This window comes from Chryseobacterium urinae (assembly GCF_030518295.1).
GTDB lineage: Bacteria > Bacteroidota > Bacteroidia > Flavobacteriales > Weeksellaceae > Chryseobacterium > Chryseobacterium mucoviscidosis.
In genome coordinates, this window is sequence record NZ_JAULSJ010000009.1 from 42,808 (window position 1) to 58,748 (window position 15,941).

General features: G+C 35.5%; 14 protein-coding genes. 9 read left to right on the plus strand and 5 right to left on the minus strand.

Going from position 1 to position 15,941, the window contains the following annotated elements; all coding sequences use genetic code 11:
* Positions 1 to 99 precede the first annotated feature (99 nt).
* Entirely contained in the window at positions 100 to 921 is an 822-nt protein-coding gene (locus QWT87_RS07335) for a class I SAM-dependent methyltransferase (protein ID WP_302715267.1), read from the plus strand.
* 860 nt (positions 922 to 1,781) lie between these two features.
* Here the strand turns inward: QWT87_RS07335 and QWT87_RS07340 are convergent.
* Complete coding sequence (locus QWT87_RS07340; protein ID WP_302715269.1) at positions 1,782 to 2,972, minus strand: phosphoglycerate kinase; 1,191 nt, start codon at positions 2,970 to 2,972, stop codon at positions 1,782 to 1,784.
* A 637-nt stretch (positions 2,973 to 3,609) separates the two neighbouring features.
* Here QWT87_RS07340 and rpiB point away from each other — a divergent pair.
* From rpiB to tsaB, 8 genes are all read left to right on the plus strand, one after another.
* Entirely contained in the window at positions 3,610 to 4,044 is a 435-nt protein-coding gene (gene rpiB / locus QWT87_RS07345; RefSeq protein ID WP_108409318.1) for a ribose 5-phosphate isomerase B, read from the plus strand.
* Between the two features lie 333 nt (positions 4,045 to 4,377).
* A complete protein-coding gene (gene rnr / locus QWT87_RS07350) occupies positions 4,378 to 6,531 on the plus strand; it encodes a ribonuclease R (RefSeq protein ID WP_302715271.1) in 2,154 nt (717 codons plus the stop codon).
* A 374-nt stretch (positions 6,532 to 6,905) separates the two neighbouring features.
* Positions 6,906 to 7,595, plus strand: coding sequence for a LysE family translocator (locus QWT87_RS07355; RefSeq protein ID WP_076391058.1), 690 nt, complete (start codon positions 6,906 to 6,908; stop codon positions 7,593 to 7,595).
* Positions 7,588 to 8,517 (plus strand): S66 peptidase family protein, encoded by a 930-nt coding sequence (locus tag QWT87_RS07360; protein WP_302715274.1) that lies wholly within the window; start codon positions 7,588 to 7,590, stop codon positions 8,515 to 8,517. The genes QWT87_RS07355 and QWT87_RS07360 overlap by 8 nt, the downstream gene beginning before the upstream one ends.
* A 207-nt stretch (positions 8,518 to 8,724) precedes the next feature.
* Positions 8,725 to 9,096, plus strand: a complete 372-nt coding sequence (locus QWT87_RS07365) for a YraN family protein (RefSeq protein WP_302715276.1) — start codon at positions 8,725 to 8,727, stop codon at positions 9,094 to 9,096.
* Positions 9,097 to 9,350: 254 nt separating this feature from the next.
* Positions 9,351 to 10,103, plus strand: a complete 753-nt coding sequence (locus QWT87_RS07370) for an SDR family NAD(P)-dependent oxidoreductase (RefSeq protein WP_302715278.1) — start codon at positions 9,351 to 9,353, stop codon at positions 10,101 to 10,103.
* Positions 10,104 to 10,117: 14 nt separating this feature from the next.
* Positions 10,118 to 10,549, plus strand: a complete 432-nt coding sequence (locus QWT87_RS07375; protein ID WP_302715280.1) for a nuclear transport factor 2 family protein — start codon at positions 10,118 to 10,120, stop codon at positions 10,547 to 10,549.
* A 53-nt stretch (positions 10,550 to 10,602) separates the two neighbouring features.
* A complete protein-coding gene (tsaB, locus tag QWT87_RS07380; protein WP_302715282.1) occupies positions 10,603 to 11,286 on the plus strand; it encodes a tRNA (adenosine(37)-N6)-threonylcarbamoyltransferase complex dimerization subunit type 1 TsaB in 684 nt (227 codons plus the stop codon).
* Positions 11,287 to 11,302: 16 nt separating this feature from the next.
* On the opposite strand, the gene porW is transcribed toward tsaB, so the two are convergent.
* The 4 genes from porW to QWT87_RS07400 all read right to left on the minus strand — a co-directional run bounded on the left by porW (position 11,303) and on the right by QWT87_RS07400 (position 15,824).
* Positions 11,303 to 13,912 carry a type IX secretion system periplasmic lipoprotein PorW/SprE gene (porW, locus tag QWT87_RS07385; protein WP_302715284.1) on the minus strand — a complete coding sequence of 870 codons (2,610 nt, stop codon included), beginning with the start codon at positions 13,910 to 13,912 and terminating at the stop codon, positions 11,303 to 11,305.
* A gap of 86 nt (positions 13,913 to 13,998) precedes the next feature.
* A complete protein-coding gene (locus QWT87_RS07390; RefSeq protein ID WP_302715286.1) occupies positions 13,999 to 14,553 on the minus strand; it encodes a Maf family protein in 555 nt (184 codons plus the stop codon).
* Positions 14,554 to 14,563: 10 nt separating this feature from the next.
* Positions 14,564 to 15,085, minus strand: a complete 522-nt coding sequence (locus QWT87_RS07395; RefSeq protein ID WP_076391067.1) for a KdsC family phosphatase — start codon at positions 15,083 to 15,085, stop codon at positions 14,564 to 14,566.
* The gene (locus QWT87_RS07400) at positions 15,075 to 15,824 is read right to left on the minus strand and encodes a Rossmann-like and DUF2520 domain-containing protein (RefSeq protein ID WP_302715289.1); all 750 of its coding nucleotides are present in this window, start codon (positions 15,822 to 15,824) and stop codon (positions 15,075 to 15,077) included. The genes QWT87_RS07395 and QWT87_RS07400 overlap by 11 nt, the downstream gene beginning before the upstream one ends.
* Positions 15,825 to 15,941 lie beyond the last annotated feature (117 nt).

A 15,941-nucleotide genomic window follows, 5' to 3' on the forward strand; every position in this document is an offset into this window, starting at 1 on the left:
CACGTGAAACATTCATAAAAATACAATCAAAAATTAAGGTATTTATTAGCTTATACAAAGGTCTGAATATCTTAATTTTTAATTTTAAAGAAAAATCAAATGAAAATAAAAGATCATTTTCTATCTCAGGAAATTTTTGAAATTATTGAAACAGATACTAAAGGAGTTTTCAAGACCTCCCCTATTCCATCCAATATTTCGAAATATTATGAAAGTGAAGATTATATTTCCCACCATCAGGATTCCGGAAGTCTTAAAGAAAAACTGTATAAATTTTTACAATCCTTTAATTTGCAGTACAAAAAAAATATACTTTCAGACCGAATCAGCAAAGGATCAAAAGTATTGGATTACGGTTGCGGAGCCGGAGAATTTGTAAAGTTTATAGAAAATGATTTCGAAACTTTCGGTTTTGAACCAGATGCAGATGCAAGAAAAGCAGCCCAGAATAAAATTTCAAAAGCTACTATTTTAGATAATATTCATTCCATTGAAGATAAAAGTCTGGACGCAATTACTTTATGGCATGTTTTTGAACATATCGAAAATCAGGACGAGATGCTCGAAATTTTCAATCGTAAACTAAAAGACAAAGGACTGTTGATTATTGCCGTTCCCAATCCTACTTCTTACGATGCGAAACATTATAAAGAATATTGGGCGGCGTATGATGTTCCGAGACACATCTATCATTTTTCAAAAAACGGTATGGAAAATCTGATTGCCAAAAAACCCAACTGGAAAATGAGAAAAATCAAACCTTTGGTTTTGGATTCTTATTATATCTCTATGTTGAGCGAAAAATATAAAAAATCATCCCTTTTTTGGCTTAAAGCAACGATCTTCGGAACGATTTCTAACGTAAAAGCCCTTTTTTCGAACGAATTTTCAAGTTTGATATACATTATCGAAAAAAAGTAGAAAATCGAAATTTAAGCCATTTCTGAAGGTCAATTTTTCAGAATCTAAGCCTTGAAAATCAAAATCCCGGGAAACTCTCCGGGATTTTATTTTTATCGACTCCCCTACTCGATTTAAATTTTCAGAATATTTTTTACACAAGATTAAATTTTGGAAAAATCACTCCAGAATTTTAGAATATGTTAGTAAAAAGTTAGTAACTCAAGATTTGACTCTATTTTTCTTTACCATTAAATTTTTCATACAAAGCATATTTTAATTTCATGTGAAAATTAGAAAAGTAACAATAGTTTTTAAAAACTTCAATTTTCATATTTTTAGAATTTTGAAAATATTAATCATTACATCATCATCATATTTTTTGACTTTTCGACTAATTTTGAAATTAACTCAAATATGAGCAATTAAGTAAAAAATGAATTAGCAAAAATTTTGGTCAATTGTAGAAATTTTAATTCTCTGGTAATTTTCAGGATTTGAAAATTTATTCATCGATAAATTAAAAAATGAAAATTGTTAATTTGTTATTCGTATTTGAAAATTAAAAATACTGATCGTTTTTTAAGAACAATATTTAAACTTTAAAAATGATTTATAAAAATTTTAAAGCTTCATAATAAACTTTTATATAACAAAAGATTTAAACGCTTTAGTTTCTTAAATTTAATACTTAAACTGAAAAAGCATACATAAGTAAAAAAATCAAAGATTTTTCTCTTTGCAGACTTTTGTAATACTTTAAATAAATTCAATAAAGTCTTTTGTCTCTTTTGCGGTTAAATTTAAAATGACTTTGAACAAGTTTAATAAAAAAGTCCGCCGAAAAAATCAGCGGACTTAAGATATATAAATTAATTTTCTTAGTTGTTAATGGCAGCAACCCCCGGAAGTTCCAAACCTTCCAGACTTTCCAACATCGCTCCTCCTCCGGTAGAAACATAACTTACTTTTTCTCCGTAACCGAATTGCTTCACAAACGCAACACTGTCTCCTCCTCCAACTAAAGAGAAAGCTCCCAATTTTGTAGCTTCCGCAATACTGTCTCCCAACGCAATTGTTCCTGCAGCAAAATTCGACATTTCGAAAACTCCGATCGGTCCGTTCCAAAGAATCGTTCTGGAATTTAACAATACATCATTGAACTGATCTCTCGATTTCGAACCTGCATCCAGTCCCATCCATCCTTCAGGAATTTCGTAAATATCTACTTCTTTTCTGTCGGCATCGTTACTGAAACTTTCAGCAATTACTGTATCAGACGGAAGATAAACTTTTACTTTATGTTCCTTCGCTTTTTCTAAAATCTCCAGTGCTAAAGGTAACTTATCTTCTTCCACTAAGGAGGTACCGATCTTTCCGCCTAAAGCCTTAATGAAAGTAAACGCCATTCCGCCTCCAATGATTAAATTATCAACTGCCGGTAAAATATTTTCTATAATGGTAATTTTAGTTGAAACTTTAGAACCACCAAGAATAGCTGTAACAGGTCTTTCACCGCTTTTTAGTACTTTATCAATCGCCTGAAGCTCTTTAGCCATCAATAAACCGAAAAATTTAGTTGATGGAAAAAATTTAGCAATAACCGCTGTTGAAGCGTGCGCTCTGTGAGCTGTTCCGAATGCATCATTTACATACGCATCTGCTAATTTAGAAAGCTGTTCTGCAAAAGCTTCATCGCCTTTTTCCTCTTCGTTATGAAAACGCAGATTCTCCAACAAAAGAATTTCTCCCGGTTTAAGCTCAGAAGAAGCCTTTTCAGCCTTTTCTCCAACACATTCGTCCACAAACTTAACTTCCTGTCCTAAAACCTCAGAAACCTCGTCTACGATATGTTTCAGTGAAAATTCGTCTTTAACCTCTCCTTTTGGTCTTCCCAAGTGAGCCATCAGAATTACAGAACCGCCATCTTTAAGGATTTTATCTACGGTTGGTTTTACCGCAACAATTCTCGTATTGTCTGTTACTTTAAGCTGGTCGTCCTGCGGAACATTGAAATCCACTCTTACAAGCGCCTTCTTTTCATTGAAATTGAAATCATTGATTGTTTTCATATGTACATTTTATATTTTTTCGGGTAAAGTGAACCGACTTTGAGAATCCATTGGCTTCATTTTTTCCGGCAGGTCGGGTTCATTCATTTCGTTCAAATTTTGTTTCACAAATGTAAGATTTTAAAATTTTCAGAACGATTCAAGCTTTGAAAAGTTTTCAAAAAGTTTCCCGCAGACTCAGCATTCATCAATCAACATGATTTCTTTTCTCTTAAAAAAAGAAAAATGATACTGTTGTTGAGTATTGTTAGTTTAGGGGATAAATTTTAATGAAATACTTTACCACATTTAATTTTAATCCAATTCACAACTTATATACATTGTAATCCATTGATATTAGAGTATTTCACATCGTTATTAACAATTGTGGGTAACTTTCAGAATTTACTATTATTAATAAATATTTTATGGAAAAGACTAAGAATTCTCCCCAATAACTTTGTGAAAAAAAATGTCGGATCTATGAAAGTAAAATTCCATTACAAAATTTTTCAATGTTACGAAACTTTAGTTTTAGAACTTTTTTCAACAGTTACCCACAAGCGTTTTCACAATTAACTCGCAAAAATTTAAGACTTATCCACATTATACTTAACTTTGTGTGGAATAAATCTATTAAAGGCTTAATACAAGTATTATGAAAAGAAAAATAGCAATTGCTGCAGACCACGCAGGCTATGAATACAAGGAGATTGTTAAGAACTATCTTTCAGAACGTTTTGAAATCCAGGATTTTGGTACGTTTTCCACAGACAGTGTGGATTATCCGGACTTTGTACACCCCGCTGCTACATCTGTTGAAAACGGTGAAAATGAACTGGGAATTTTGCTGTGCGGAAGCGGGAACGGTGTTCAGATCACTGCCAACAAACATCAGAAGATTCGCTGCGCACTTTGCTGGATGCCGGAGATTGCTTCCTTGGCAAGACAGCATAATGATGCCAATATGATTTCTATCCCTGCAAGATTCATATCAAAGGAAGTGGCTATCGAAATTGCTGAGAAATTCCTTTCTACAGACTTTGAAGGAGGTAGACATCAGAACAGAGTAGACAAAATTGCATTCTGCTAAAAGTATAAAGGCTTGTAAATCAATTTGCAAGCCTTATTTATTTTTTATTTTGTATATTTGCAGCGTCCAATAGAAATTATCATCTATTATTTCCATACAAGCCTGTAGAAAATTTAAAAACACATTATTAAAAGGTTTTTCTCCACTCTTCTCCATATTTGTATTAAATTTATACAAAACTAAAACTTCCGTTGTAGAATAAATGGAAGGAAAATTGATGGGTTTTTACCAATAAACTAAACTTTAAGATTTAAAAAATCTCTTGTTAAAGGATGATTTAAATCCCTCTGATCGGGAGATCAGAATTGAAAATTTAACGAATTACAAATTAAAATGGCAAAAAAAAGAAAATATATAAGTCAGAAAAACGAACATAAACTAAAGGAAATCGGAAAACTGATCCTTAGATTTATGAATGAAAATTCCACAAAAGTCTATAATTATAAGCAGATTTCAGACGGAATAGATTATAAGAATCCAAGACAGAGAGAACTTGTGATTCAGGCACTGCACAGATTGCAGGCTGCCGAAAGAATAAAAGAAGCCGAAAAAGGAAAATACGTTCTTAACCTTAATATTAAAGGAACATTAACCGGAATTATCGATTTTAATCAGTCCGGTAATGCTTATGTAAATGTGGAAGGTCTTGAAGATGATATTTTTATACACTCAAAGAATGTAAAAGATGCTTTGCAGGGCGATAAAGTATTAATTGTAACCTACACTTACAAAGGTAAAAAGCTGGAAGGCTCTGTTCTGGAAGTTCTGGAAAGAACGAGAACGGAATTCGTAGGAACTTTGCAGATCGTTCCTCATAAAGATTTTGGTTTTGTGGTTTGCGATAAAAAGACCATTAATACCGATATTTTTGTTCCTAAACCGAAATTTGCAGGTGCGGAAGACGGGAATAAAGTGATCGTAAAAATGACGGAATGGAGACCGGGAGATAAAAATCCGGAAGGAGAAATTATCCAGGTTTTAGGAGCTCCCGGTGAACATGAAACGGAGATCCACTCTATTCTTGCGGAATACGGACTGCCGTACGAATTCCCTGAAGAAGTGGAAAGAGATGCAGATAAAATAGACAGAAGCATCAATGAAGAAGAAGTTGCAAAAAGATGGGATATGCGTGGAATTACAACTTTCACCATCGACCCGAAAGATGCAAAAGATTTTGATGATGCGTTATCCATCAGAAAATTAGACAACGGAAACTGGGAAATCGGAGTTCATATTGCGGATGTTTCGCATTATGTGGTTCCGGGAACGATTCTGGATGATGAAGCTTACCAGAGAGCTACTTCAGTATATCTGGTAGATCGCGTTGTACCGATGCTTCCAGAAGTTTTAAGTAATGATGTATGTTCGCTGCGTCCGCACGAAGATAAATTTACTTTTTCAGCCGTTTTTGAGCTGAATGACAAAGCTGAGATCAAAAAACAGTGGTTCGGAAGAACGGTAGTTCATTCAGACAGACGATTTACGTACGAAGAAGCGCAGGAAAGAATTGAAGGAAAAGACGGCGATTTTAAAGAAGAAATCCTGGTTTTAGATCAATTGGCGAAAATCATGCGTCAGAAAAGAATCAAAGACGGAGCGATTACTTTCGACAGAAGCGAAGTACGGTTCAATCTGGATGAAAACAACGAGCCTGTTGGAGTTTACTTTAAAATAAGCAAAGATTCCAACCATTTAATTGAAGAATTTATGCTGTTGGCGAATAAAAAAGTATCGGAATTTGTTTCTCTGAACAAAAGAGGAGAAATTTCGCAGAATACTTTTATTTACAGAGTTCACGACGATCCGGATCCGGCAAAACTGGAATCTTTGAGAGATTTTGTGTCGACTTTCGGATATAAAATGGACTTGGCGAATACCAAAAAAGTAGCAGAATCTTTAAACAAATTATTGCACGATGTAAAAGGTAAAGGCGAAGAAAATATGATCGAAACTCTGGCGATGCGAAGCATGAGCAAGGCGGTTTATTCTACAGAACCTATCGGTCACTACGGATTGGGATTTGATTATTACAGCCACTTCACCTCTCCTATCCGTCGTTATCCGGATTTAATTGCGCACAGATTATTGCAGCATTATCTTGATGGCGGAAAATCTCCGAACAAGGCAGATCTTGAAGAAAAAGCAAAACACTGCAGTTATATGGAAAGATTGGCGGCAGATGCAGAAAGAGATTCTATAAAATTCATGCAGGTGAAATTTATGGAGAAACATTTGGGAGAAACTTTCAACGGGGTTATTTCAGGTGTTGCAGAATTCGGTTTCTGGGTAGAAATTCCTGAAAACGGTGCGGAAGGATTAATCAAATTAAGAGATTTAACCGACGATTCTTACTCTTATGATGCAAAAACCCACGCTGTGTATGGAAACAGGCACGGTAAAAAATACCAGTTGGGAGATCAGGTTCAGATCAAAGTGGTTAAAGCAAATCTGATTCAAAAACAATTGGATTTCAAGATTGTGGATTAATGACTAAAATTGATAAATATATCGTTTTTAGTATTCTTAATGCAGTTTTGGTATTTACTGTGATATTTAAAACGGTATTTAATTTTTATTGGTTTGTAGGAATTATTCTTCTTCTGGTTATTATAAGTAATATTTTGATCAATAAAAACATTATCAGAATAGGAGTTTTAGGTAAAAATTATTTCTTTGGAGTTACATTTCCAATGATCATAAATGCCTTTTTTCTGATTAATTATATAACCGGAATGAATCCTCAGAAAGAAACATAATATTTTACAGTAAATAACATCAAATCATTTTCATATTTGCTTTTTACAACATAAAAACTAACTTTGTATAAATAGATGAAATTATTTCATTGAAAACACCACTGAATGTTTGAACTTATATTATCTGCCATCGTTTTAGGATTCATGCTGAGTCTGGTTTTTATAGGACCTATTTTTTTCCTTTTAATTGAAACCAGCTTTTCGAGAGGTCCGAAACATGCTTTAGCACTGGATTTAGGCGTTATTTCTGCAGACCTTCTGTGCATTTTGGCAGCGTATTATGCGAGTGCAGATATTGTAACACTCATCGATAAACATCCCGGATTTTACAGAATTACCGCCATTCTGATCTTTGTGTATGGAATTGTGATGATGGTTACCAAAACCAAGATGCATATTCCCGGAGAAGAAAAATTCATCAATCAGAACTATTTTAAAACATTCGTCAACGGTTTTTTCTTTAATCTTCTGAATGTCGGAGTTATCCTTTTTTGGCTTGTCACCGTTATTTCGGTAAGAAATCAGTATCCGGATACCAGTAATTTCATTTTATACATCGGAATCGTCATCGGAACGTATCTCTTTATCGATCTGGTAAAAATATTCCTTGCAAAGCAGTTTCACGACAGACTTACCCAAAAATTAGCCAACAGAATCAGAAGAATTGTTGGCGGAATTCTCATCATATTCAGTTTCTTTATTTTCTTGCAGAGCTTTAAAAAATTCAATCAGTTTGATAAAAGACTGGAAGAAGCAGAGAAAACCGAAGTAAAATACAAAAAGACAAATGAATAAAACAATCTTTCCAAAATCTCTGAAAAAAGGCGATAAAATAGCCATTATTTCTCCTGCAGGAGCCGTAGAATCTTCCCAACTTGAAAAGGGAATCGAAATGATTAAAAGTAAAGGTTTCGAACCCGTTTTGGGAGAACATCTTTACACGAAATATGCAAACGGATACAATTACGCAGGAACGGAGCAGGAAAGATTAAAAGACATGAACTGGGCGCTCAATGACAGCGAAATTTCCGCAGTCTGGGCTTCAAGAGGCGGTTACGGTTGTCAGCATCTCATTCAGCATCTTAATCTTAAAAACTTTGCCAAGAATCCGAAATGGTACATTGGCTACTCAGACAATACGGTGATCCAGAGTTATCTGCTGAAAAAAGGCTTTGCATCCATTCACGGACAGACTGTAAAAACATCGAGCTTTGGCGTTACCGAAGAAAGCTACGATCTTATTTTTGATGTTTTAAAAGGAAAATCTCTTACATATACCCTCTCCTCTCATCAGTTCAATAAAAAAGGAAACGTTGAAGGACAGTTGGTCGGTGGAAATTTAGCCTTGATTTATGCGCTTTTAGGAACGAAATATTCCTTTGATTTTAAAGATAAAATTCTTTTCATTGAAGATATCGGCGAAAACTTTTATGCTCTCGACAGAATGATCATGAGTCTTGAATTAGCCGGAGTTTTTAATAAAATTTCAGGGTTGATTATCGGCGGAATGACCAATATGGGCGATGAAAAAGAAAATAAACAATACGAAGAAAGCTTTGATGAATTTGCCTACAAGTTAATTGCCGACAGAGTTTCAAAGTATGATTTCCCAACAGTTTTCGGTTTCCCGAATGGACACATCAAAGACAACAGACCGTTGATTATTGGTGGAAATGTGAGATTGGAGGTTAAGAATAAGGCTAAGATTGAGTTTTAAGATGAATCTATTATTTCTCCGAACTTTAGGAATGTATATTGTTTTCTTTAAATGTTTGATGAAAGGAGAAAAATTAAGTTTAAGAGAAATCTGGAATAAGAAGGAAGAATATCATCTGACTTTGTATGGAATAATTTTTTGGATAATTATACTGATTGTAAGTTTTTCAACAGTGATTTTTTGTATAAAAAATAATCTATCAATATAATGGCAGATCACAACGATTTTGGTAAAAAAGCAGAAGAATTGGCCGCTGAATATTTACAGAAAAACGGCTACAAAATTTTGGTAAGAAACTTTCGGTATCAGAAAGCAGAACTGGATTTGGTTGCCGAAAAAGATAGTTTAATTGTAGTCGTTGAAGTAAAGGCACGTTCTACCGATGTGTTTAATCTTCCACAGGAAGCCGTAAACAAACGAAAGATTAAGTTGATTGTTTCGGCTGCCAATTATTTCATGGAAGAATACAATAAAAATCAGGAAGTACGATTTGATATCATTTCCATTCTTCCTGACGAAAATAAAAATCTGATGATCGAACATATCATCGATGCTTTTGAAGCATTTGACGCGAACTAAATTAATTTAAGAATGAATTGAATGCATTAATGATTGTTATACTAATAAATGATTGTCCGTAATCTGACATAATTGAAAAACCTTTGAGTTCTTTGCTGAGTGAATAGTTTATGATGAGCTTGTAGAAGTAGCTTTGCGAAATTAAAAAAAGTGGTATATAAAAAGAATCTTGTCGATCCTTTGCGTTAAAAAGCTGTATGATTAATAACGGATAATCAAAAAAACATAATACAATCCAAAAATAAAAAGTAAAAATGAAAACAATATTAATCACCGGAGCAACATCCGGAATCGGAAAATCTACCGCCGAACTTCTGGCAAAACAGGGAAACAGAATAATTATCTGCGGAAGAAGGTCTGAAGTTCTTGAAGATTTTAAAAATGAACTTTCACAATATACCGAAATATTTAGTTTAAAATTCGATGTCAGAAATCTTGAAGAAGTGGAAACTGCAATCGGTTCTCTTCCTTCGCAATGGAAAAATATTGATGTTTTAATCAACAATGCCGGAAATGCTCATGGATTAGATCCTTTGTCTGCCGGAAAAACGGATGATTGGGATTCTATGATCGACGGAAATGTGAAAGGACTTCTGTACGTTTCTAAAATGATTATTCCCGGAATGAAAGAACGAAACTCAGGACATATCGTTAACATCAGTTCTGTTGCAGCGAGACAGACTTATGCAAACGGTGTGGTCTATTGTGCCACAAAAAAAGCAGTAGATGTTATTTCCGAAGGAATGCGTATCGAACTTACGGAATTTGGAATCAAAGTAACGAATATTCAGCCGGGAGCTGTAGAGACAGACTTTTCTATGGTAAGATTTAAAGGAGACAGCGAAAGAGCAGCAACGGTTTACGCCGGTTATGAACCTCTGAAAGCAGAAGATATTGCAGATTCCATTGCCTATTGCATCAATGCTCCGAAACATGTCTGTATTTCGGATATGACGATCTACCCTTCTGCTCAGGCGGAACCGAGAACCATCCACAGAAAGTCTTAATCTGAGTTTGAACGATGAAACTTTTACCCTTCTTACTGTGCTTCTCTTGTATTTTCGCATACTCACAAAAGTATTCAAAAGACGAAAAACAACTCCTTTCTCAGACGGTAAAACTGGATTCTCTGATACAGAATAACGATTCCGGAGTTTTAGATTTGTTCGAAAATGATGTTTCTTTCGGACACTCCAATGGATGGATTCAGAACTATTCGGATTTTAAAAGAGATTTCAGCTCGAAAAAAGTAATTTATGATAAGATTGAACAGATTGAAATTTCAGAGCTTAAAAAAGATAAAAATATCTGCTCACTGAGAAGAAAAATAAAAGTTTCAGGAACCTACAAAAGCCAGAAATTCGAAATGATTCTTGCATTGCTGGAAATCTGGAAAAAGGAGAAATCGGTCTGGAAACTCTGGATCAGGCAAAGTGTGGAAATAAAGCCATAAATTTGCAGGGAAACAATCGATTTGCATTTTGTTGTTGATTTTAAATTTAAAAAATGAAAATTCTATATCTCGAAACCTCGTCAAAAAACTGTTCCGTCGCGATCTCCGATAATGAAAAGCTGTTGTGTGTAACGGAAGAAGTTTCTGAAAACTACAAACAGTCTGAAAGTCTGCATACTTTTGTAGAATGGGCCTTGGAAGGAGCCGGAATTTCCATGAAGGAAATTGAAGCCGTTTGTCTGGGTAAAGGTCCCGGTTCGTATACCGGATTGAGAATTGGTGCAGCTTCTGCAAAAGGTTTCTGCTACGGACTGAAAATTCCATTGATTGCGGTAAATTCTATGGAAAGCATCATAGAGCCTTTTTTAGACCAGAACTACGATTTTATAGTACCAATGATCGATGCGAGACGAATGGAGGTTTATACGGCGGTTTATGACGGAAAAACAGGCAAAGAAATTTCTGCAACCGAGGCTAAAATTCTAGACGAAACTTCTTTTGAAGAATTTAAAGATAAAAAAATCCTTTTTGCAGGAGACGGTGCCAAGAAAGCAAAAGAGATTTTACAGCTTCCGAATGCTGTATTTGATGAAAATTCCTATCCTTCTGCAAAATATTTAGTAAAAAAAGCACTTGAAAAAATAGAGCAGAAAGAATTTGAGGATATTGCTTATTTTGAGCCTTTCTATCTCAAAGATTTTCATGGAGTAAAGAAAAAAAATAAAAGCGAAGAGTAGTTCTTCGCTTTTATTTTTATTGTGGTTTTGCCGGAACTGTATTTACAGGAGGCTGCTGATTGTTATTTTGTTTTTTAGACGGTTTACTTCCGCTGTTGTTCATCGGCTGGCTCTGCTGAGGATTATTCATCATATTATTTCCCTGCATTTGCGGCGAAGTGCCGATTCCGTTATTCTGCTGCGTCGGTTGTTGCGGAACATTGTTTACCATATCTCCCGGATTTTGAGGCACCGCATTTCCTTTATTATCGGTAGCCTGGAAGCTCAGGTCACTTTTCAGATAATTAAGCATTTCTTTGGCTTTTTCGCCTTCAGGCGTTTTACCGTAATTCAGGGCAATCTGTTCCAGTTGAAGAATCATCACCTCTTTCCCACTCGATTTTCCGGAATTGAAGGCGTTTAGCAAATATAATTTCGGAACCAGAGCATCCTTCGGATTTTGCTGGATCGCTTTTTCAATGAGATCTTTACTTTCCCCGAACTTCTCAGATTCATACAGTGCAAATGCCTGTTTGTACTGGTTTTCCACATCTGCGGAAGATTTTACGAAAGAACTGCTTTTAGGATTTCTTGCAAATTCTGCATACGATGTGTAAGGATAATCTTTTAAAAGGATTTGTTTTGCTCTTTCGGCAGCCTGTGGATTTTTTTCATAATTCATGGCGAAAATCTCATACAAAGCCTGTAACATCACTTTTTCTTCAGGTTTTACATCTACCAGATCATACAGAGTTTTTGTAGCTAAAGGCGTATTGGTAAAATAATTCTGATACATAACTCCCAAACCTAAAGAAGCGGTATCTCTGTCTTTTTTAAGCTGATCCAGTTTTGCAACATCCGTCGGAATCTGCTCTATGTAGAAAGCCGGTTCAAAACGTCTCGGGTTAGGCGCGGCAGTGGTTCCTAAAGCATCATTTTTAAGATCTTCGATTGTTGCCATTTTCTTGGAAAAACGCCAGTTGTCTACCAAAGCTCTGTCTCCCCAGGTTTGCTTAAAGGTCTGGGTTCCTTTGGAAACCGTCCCTGTATTGCTGAAATAGAAACCTTTGGTTGCTACCCCGAAATCTTCGAAAGAATTTGAGCTGTTGGCAAATATAGAGTTCGCATTATAGTCTCCGGTATCGAAACCTTTGGATCTTTCCGCGCGTTTTCTTTCCAGTTCTTCTCTTTCCTCTTTGGCTTTAATTTTAGCAATATATTTATTGAAGAAATCTGTTTTCTGATCCGGAGCCATTTTTGCCAGATTCAGAATACTGTCGTTCTTTTTGATCAGATAATAGTTTCTTGAAATCTTTTTGATGTACGTAGACTGATCTGCCAAAAGGACTTTAGAAGGTTCGTAAGTCATTACCGCCAAAGCAGAATCATAATATGCACCGGCTCCGATGTAATCATTTTTATCCAGATATCCTTTCCCGATTTCATAGTACGCAAGACCTCGAATTTGTCCGTCAGACACTTTTTCCTTCAGAGATTTTCTGAAAAATTCCTGAGCTTCATCCTTCTTTCCGGCTTTGTTTGCCATCAGTCCCAAAGCATAGTAAAATTCGTTTTTTCTGGATCCGTAAGTTCCTTTTTTACTGATGTCTTCAAGGTATTTTCTTGCTCCGCTGTAATCTCCGTTTCCGTTGAAAGTTTTGGCAATTTCGATCTGGGATTTTACCTCAAATTCAAAATCATTGGCGTATTTGTAAGCAGCCATAAAGCTTTCGCGAGCCTTTTCATTCTGGTTAAGACCCTCTAGAACCTGCCCTCTCAGATAAGCAATTCGGCTTTTCAGCTTTCTGTTGCTGTTCAGTTCAAAAGCATTATCCAGTTCTTTTATGGCTTCTTCTTTTTTTCCTGCGTCCAAAAGAGATTCTGCATAGTAAATACTCAGTAATTTCTCGTATTGCTTTGAAATTTTGTCTCCTTTCAGTTTGGCAAAAGTTTCATGAGCTTTATGATAATTTTTGATCTGATCATACGCTAAACCCTGATAAATTCTTGCCAGAGGAAGTCTTTTATCATCCTTCATGTGCGTAAAAACATAATTTAGCGCATCAAGTGCTTCCAAAGATTTTCCCCTGTAAATTCTCGCCTGTGCAAGAATCATGTACGCATCGAAAATCTGTTTGTTCTGCTCTTCCCCATGTCGGATCACAGAATATTTGTTGATCGCTTTTAAAGCCTTTGCTTCTGCAATTTCCAGTGTGGTGGCTCCTTTCTGTTCAGGCTGACCGGATTCTCCAGTAGCCATTCCCGTTGCACCCGACATCGGATTTCCGGGCATTCCTGAAGGCATTCCCGGAGGACGGCCGCCGCGGGAATCGGTATTTTGCTGAGGACGGTTGATCTCTCCCATTTTCATGGAGTTTTCTGCAAATGCAGCAGACTGTCCCAGATCACTTCCCAAAGGCTGATCTTCATACGTAAGAATCGGGATATAAGGCGCATAAAAATTGTCTTTATGCCCCTTATCGCGGGTCTCAAACTCATTATTTAAAGCATCTTTTGCATTAAATAACGTGTTGTAATATGTGGTAAATCCTTTCATAAACTTAGACCGCTGTTCAGGCTTTTTTACCTTTGTGGCGCATGAAGCAACGATACAGAGTATCAAAAGGAATAAAATATTCTTTTTCATTATTAAATATAACTCGCTAATCTACTTTTTATTATCAGTAGGATTGATGATTTTGTAAAAATAATAAAATTTTATGGGGAAACTCGTTATATTTCTTTCAAAATTTTGTAAACCAAATGAGTAGGAAGTCCCATGATCGTATAATAGCTTCCTGTTATTTTTTTGATTTTTGCCATTCCGAGCCATTCCTGAATACCGTAGCTTCCGGCTTTGTCGAAAGGTCTGTAATTTTTAATATAATATTTTGTTTCATCATCTGTAATTTCATCCAATTCCACATCGGCAACATCGATCTGTGTGATGGTTTTATCTGAGGTTTTTATGGTAATTCCGGTGTAAACCTGATGAGTCTTTCCGGAAAGAAGCTGAAGCATCTGTTTAGCTTCCTTTTCATCCGATGGTTTTCCCAGAAACTGATCATCAATGGCTACAACGGTATCTGCGGTTAACAATACTTCATCTTTTTCAAGACTTCGGAATGCATCTGCTTTTAATTCAGATAAATAAGCAGCAGACTCCTCTACTTTGATGTGTTCGGGAACAATTTCTTCACAATCAATCTTTACGACTTCAAATTCGAACCCTAAACTGGTTAAAAGCTCTTTTCTTCTCGGAGATTGTGAGGCTAGTAATAATTTCATTTACAGTAAATTAAGTAGATTGTGTATCATCGTCGTCGAACCAGTTTCCCTGAACTTTCATCACCTGTTCGATGACGTCTCTTACAGCTCCGCTTCCCCCTTTGATGGGCGAAATATAATCGGAAATGGCTTTTATTTCGGGAACTGCATTTTCCGGACACGCAGAAATGGCAGAACTTTTCATGATCTGAAGATCCGGAAGGTCATCCCCCATTGTTAAAATTTCATCGTACTTCAAATGATTTTTTCTTCTGAAATCCTCAAAATCTGCCATCTTATTGTGGGATTTTGCATAATAATCTTCAATACCCAGGTAATTGATTCTGTGTTTTACCATTTCATCATTTCCTCCGGTGATAACTCCGATTAAATAATTGTTTTTTAATGCTTTAACTACGGCGTATCCGTCCAGAACATTCATTACCCTGCACATATTTCCACCGGGCATCAGATACACGCTTCCGTCTGTAAAAACGCCATCTACGTCGAATACAAACGCTTTAATATTTTTTAATTTCTCTTTATAACTCATACATTTTCTGAATTGAGTGATTCATTGTCTTATAAATTTCCAGACTTTCTCCATGCAGTAATTGTTCGTGCAGCTCCAGTATTCTTTTGTCGTTCCTTACTGCGGGACCGGTCTGGGCAGATCGGGGCTCAATTTCGTAAATTTTCTGTACAGTTTCGTCAATCAATGGTAAAAAATAACCAAAAGGAATTTCCTGAGAATCTGAAATTTCTTTAGCCCTTGCAAACAGATGATTGACAAAATTGCAGGCAAAAACTGCGGTAAGATGAATGTATTTTCTTTTTTCATGGGTACTTTCCATCACGTTTTCTGAAATCTTCGAAGCAATTTCAAACAGAATTTTTTTATCCTGCTCGTTTTCTGTTTCAATAAAAAACGGAATTTTAGAATAATCCAGTTCCTTCGATTTCGAAAACGTCTGCAAAGGATAGAAACTTGCCTTCCGATAATCTCCTTTTAAGCTTTCTTTGGGTAGCGATCCGGAAGTATGAACAACAAGACAGTCTTTTTTGGGAATCATTTCTGAGACCTCTTCAACGGAGTTATCACTTACGGCAATGATGTATAAATCTGAATCGACTAAATTTTTAGTTGAATAAGATGTTCCCAATTCTTCAGACACTTTTTTCAATTCCTCTTCATTCCTTCCAAAAATCTGAGCCAAAGGAATCTTATTCTGAACGAATGCTTTTGCCAGATGATAGGCTACATTTCCTGAACCGATAATTACAATTTGCATAAAACAAATATAAACTTTCTGGTTTGATTTAAAAGTGAATATTTAATTTTCAAATCTAAATCTGGATAACGATTATTGTATAGTGAATTTTTTATTCAGAGCCATAAATTTCTTTAT

What these genes read in the sequence shown, in the direction of transcription:
- QWT87_RS07335 (WP_302715267.1), top strand. Translation starts at nt 100, where the DNA reads ATGAAAATAAAAGATCATTTTCTATCTCAGGAAATTTTTGAAATTATT.
- QWT87_RS07340 (WP_302715269.1), bottom strand. Translation starts at nt 2,972, where the DNA reads ATGAAAACAATCAATGATTTCAATTTCAATGAAAAGAAGGCGCTTGTA.
- rpiB (WP_108409318.1), top strand. Translation starts at nt 3,610, where the DNA reads ATGAAAAGAAAAATAGCAATTGCTGCAGACCACGCAGGCTATGAATAC.
- rnr (WP_302715271.1), top strand. Translation starts at nt 4,378, where the DNA reads ATGGCAAAAAAAAGAAAATATATAAGTCAGAAAAACGAACATAAACTA.
- QWT87_RS07355 (WP_076391058.1), top strand. Translation starts at nt 6,906, where the DNA reads ATGTTTGAACTTATATTATCTGCCATCGTTTTAGGATTCATGCTGAGT.
- QWT87_RS07360 (WP_302715274.1), top strand. Translation starts at nt 7,588, where the DNA reads ATGAATAAAACAATCTTTCCAAAATCTCTGAAAAAAGGCGATAAAATA.
- QWT87_RS07365 (WP_302715276.1), top strand. Translation starts at nt 8,725, where the DNA reads ATGGCAGATCACAACGATTTTGGTAAAAAAGCAGAAGAATTGGCCGCT.
- QWT87_RS07370 (WP_302715278.1), top strand. Translation starts at nt 9,351, where the DNA reads ATGAAAACAATATTAATCACCGGAGCAACATCCGGAATCGGAAAATCT.
- QWT87_RS07375 (WP_302715280.1), top strand. Translation starts at nt 10,118, where the DNA reads ATGAAACTTTTACCCTTCTTACTGTGCTTCTCTTGTATTTTCGCATAC.
- tsaB (WP_302715282.1), top strand. Translation starts at nt 10,603, where the DNA reads ATGAAAATTCTATATCTCGAAACCTCGTCAAAAAACTGTTCCGTCGCG.
- porW (WP_302715284.1), bottom strand. Translation starts at nt 13,912, where the DNA reads ATGAAAAAGAATATTTTATTCCTTTTGATACTCTGTATCGTTGCTTCA.
- QWT87_RS07390 (WP_302715286.1), bottom strand. Translation starts at nt 14,553, where the DNA reads ATGAAATTATTACTAGCCTCACAATCTCCGAGAAGAAAAGAGCTTTTA.
- QWT87_RS07395 (WP_076391067.1), bottom strand. Translation starts at nt 15,085, where the DNA reads ATGAGTTATAAAGAGAAATTAAAAAATATTAAAGCGTTTGTATTCGAC.
- QWT87_RS07400 (WP_302715289.1), bottom strand. Translation starts at nt 15,824, where the DNA reads ATGCAAATTGTAATTATCGGTTCAGGAAATGTAGCCTATCATCTGGCA.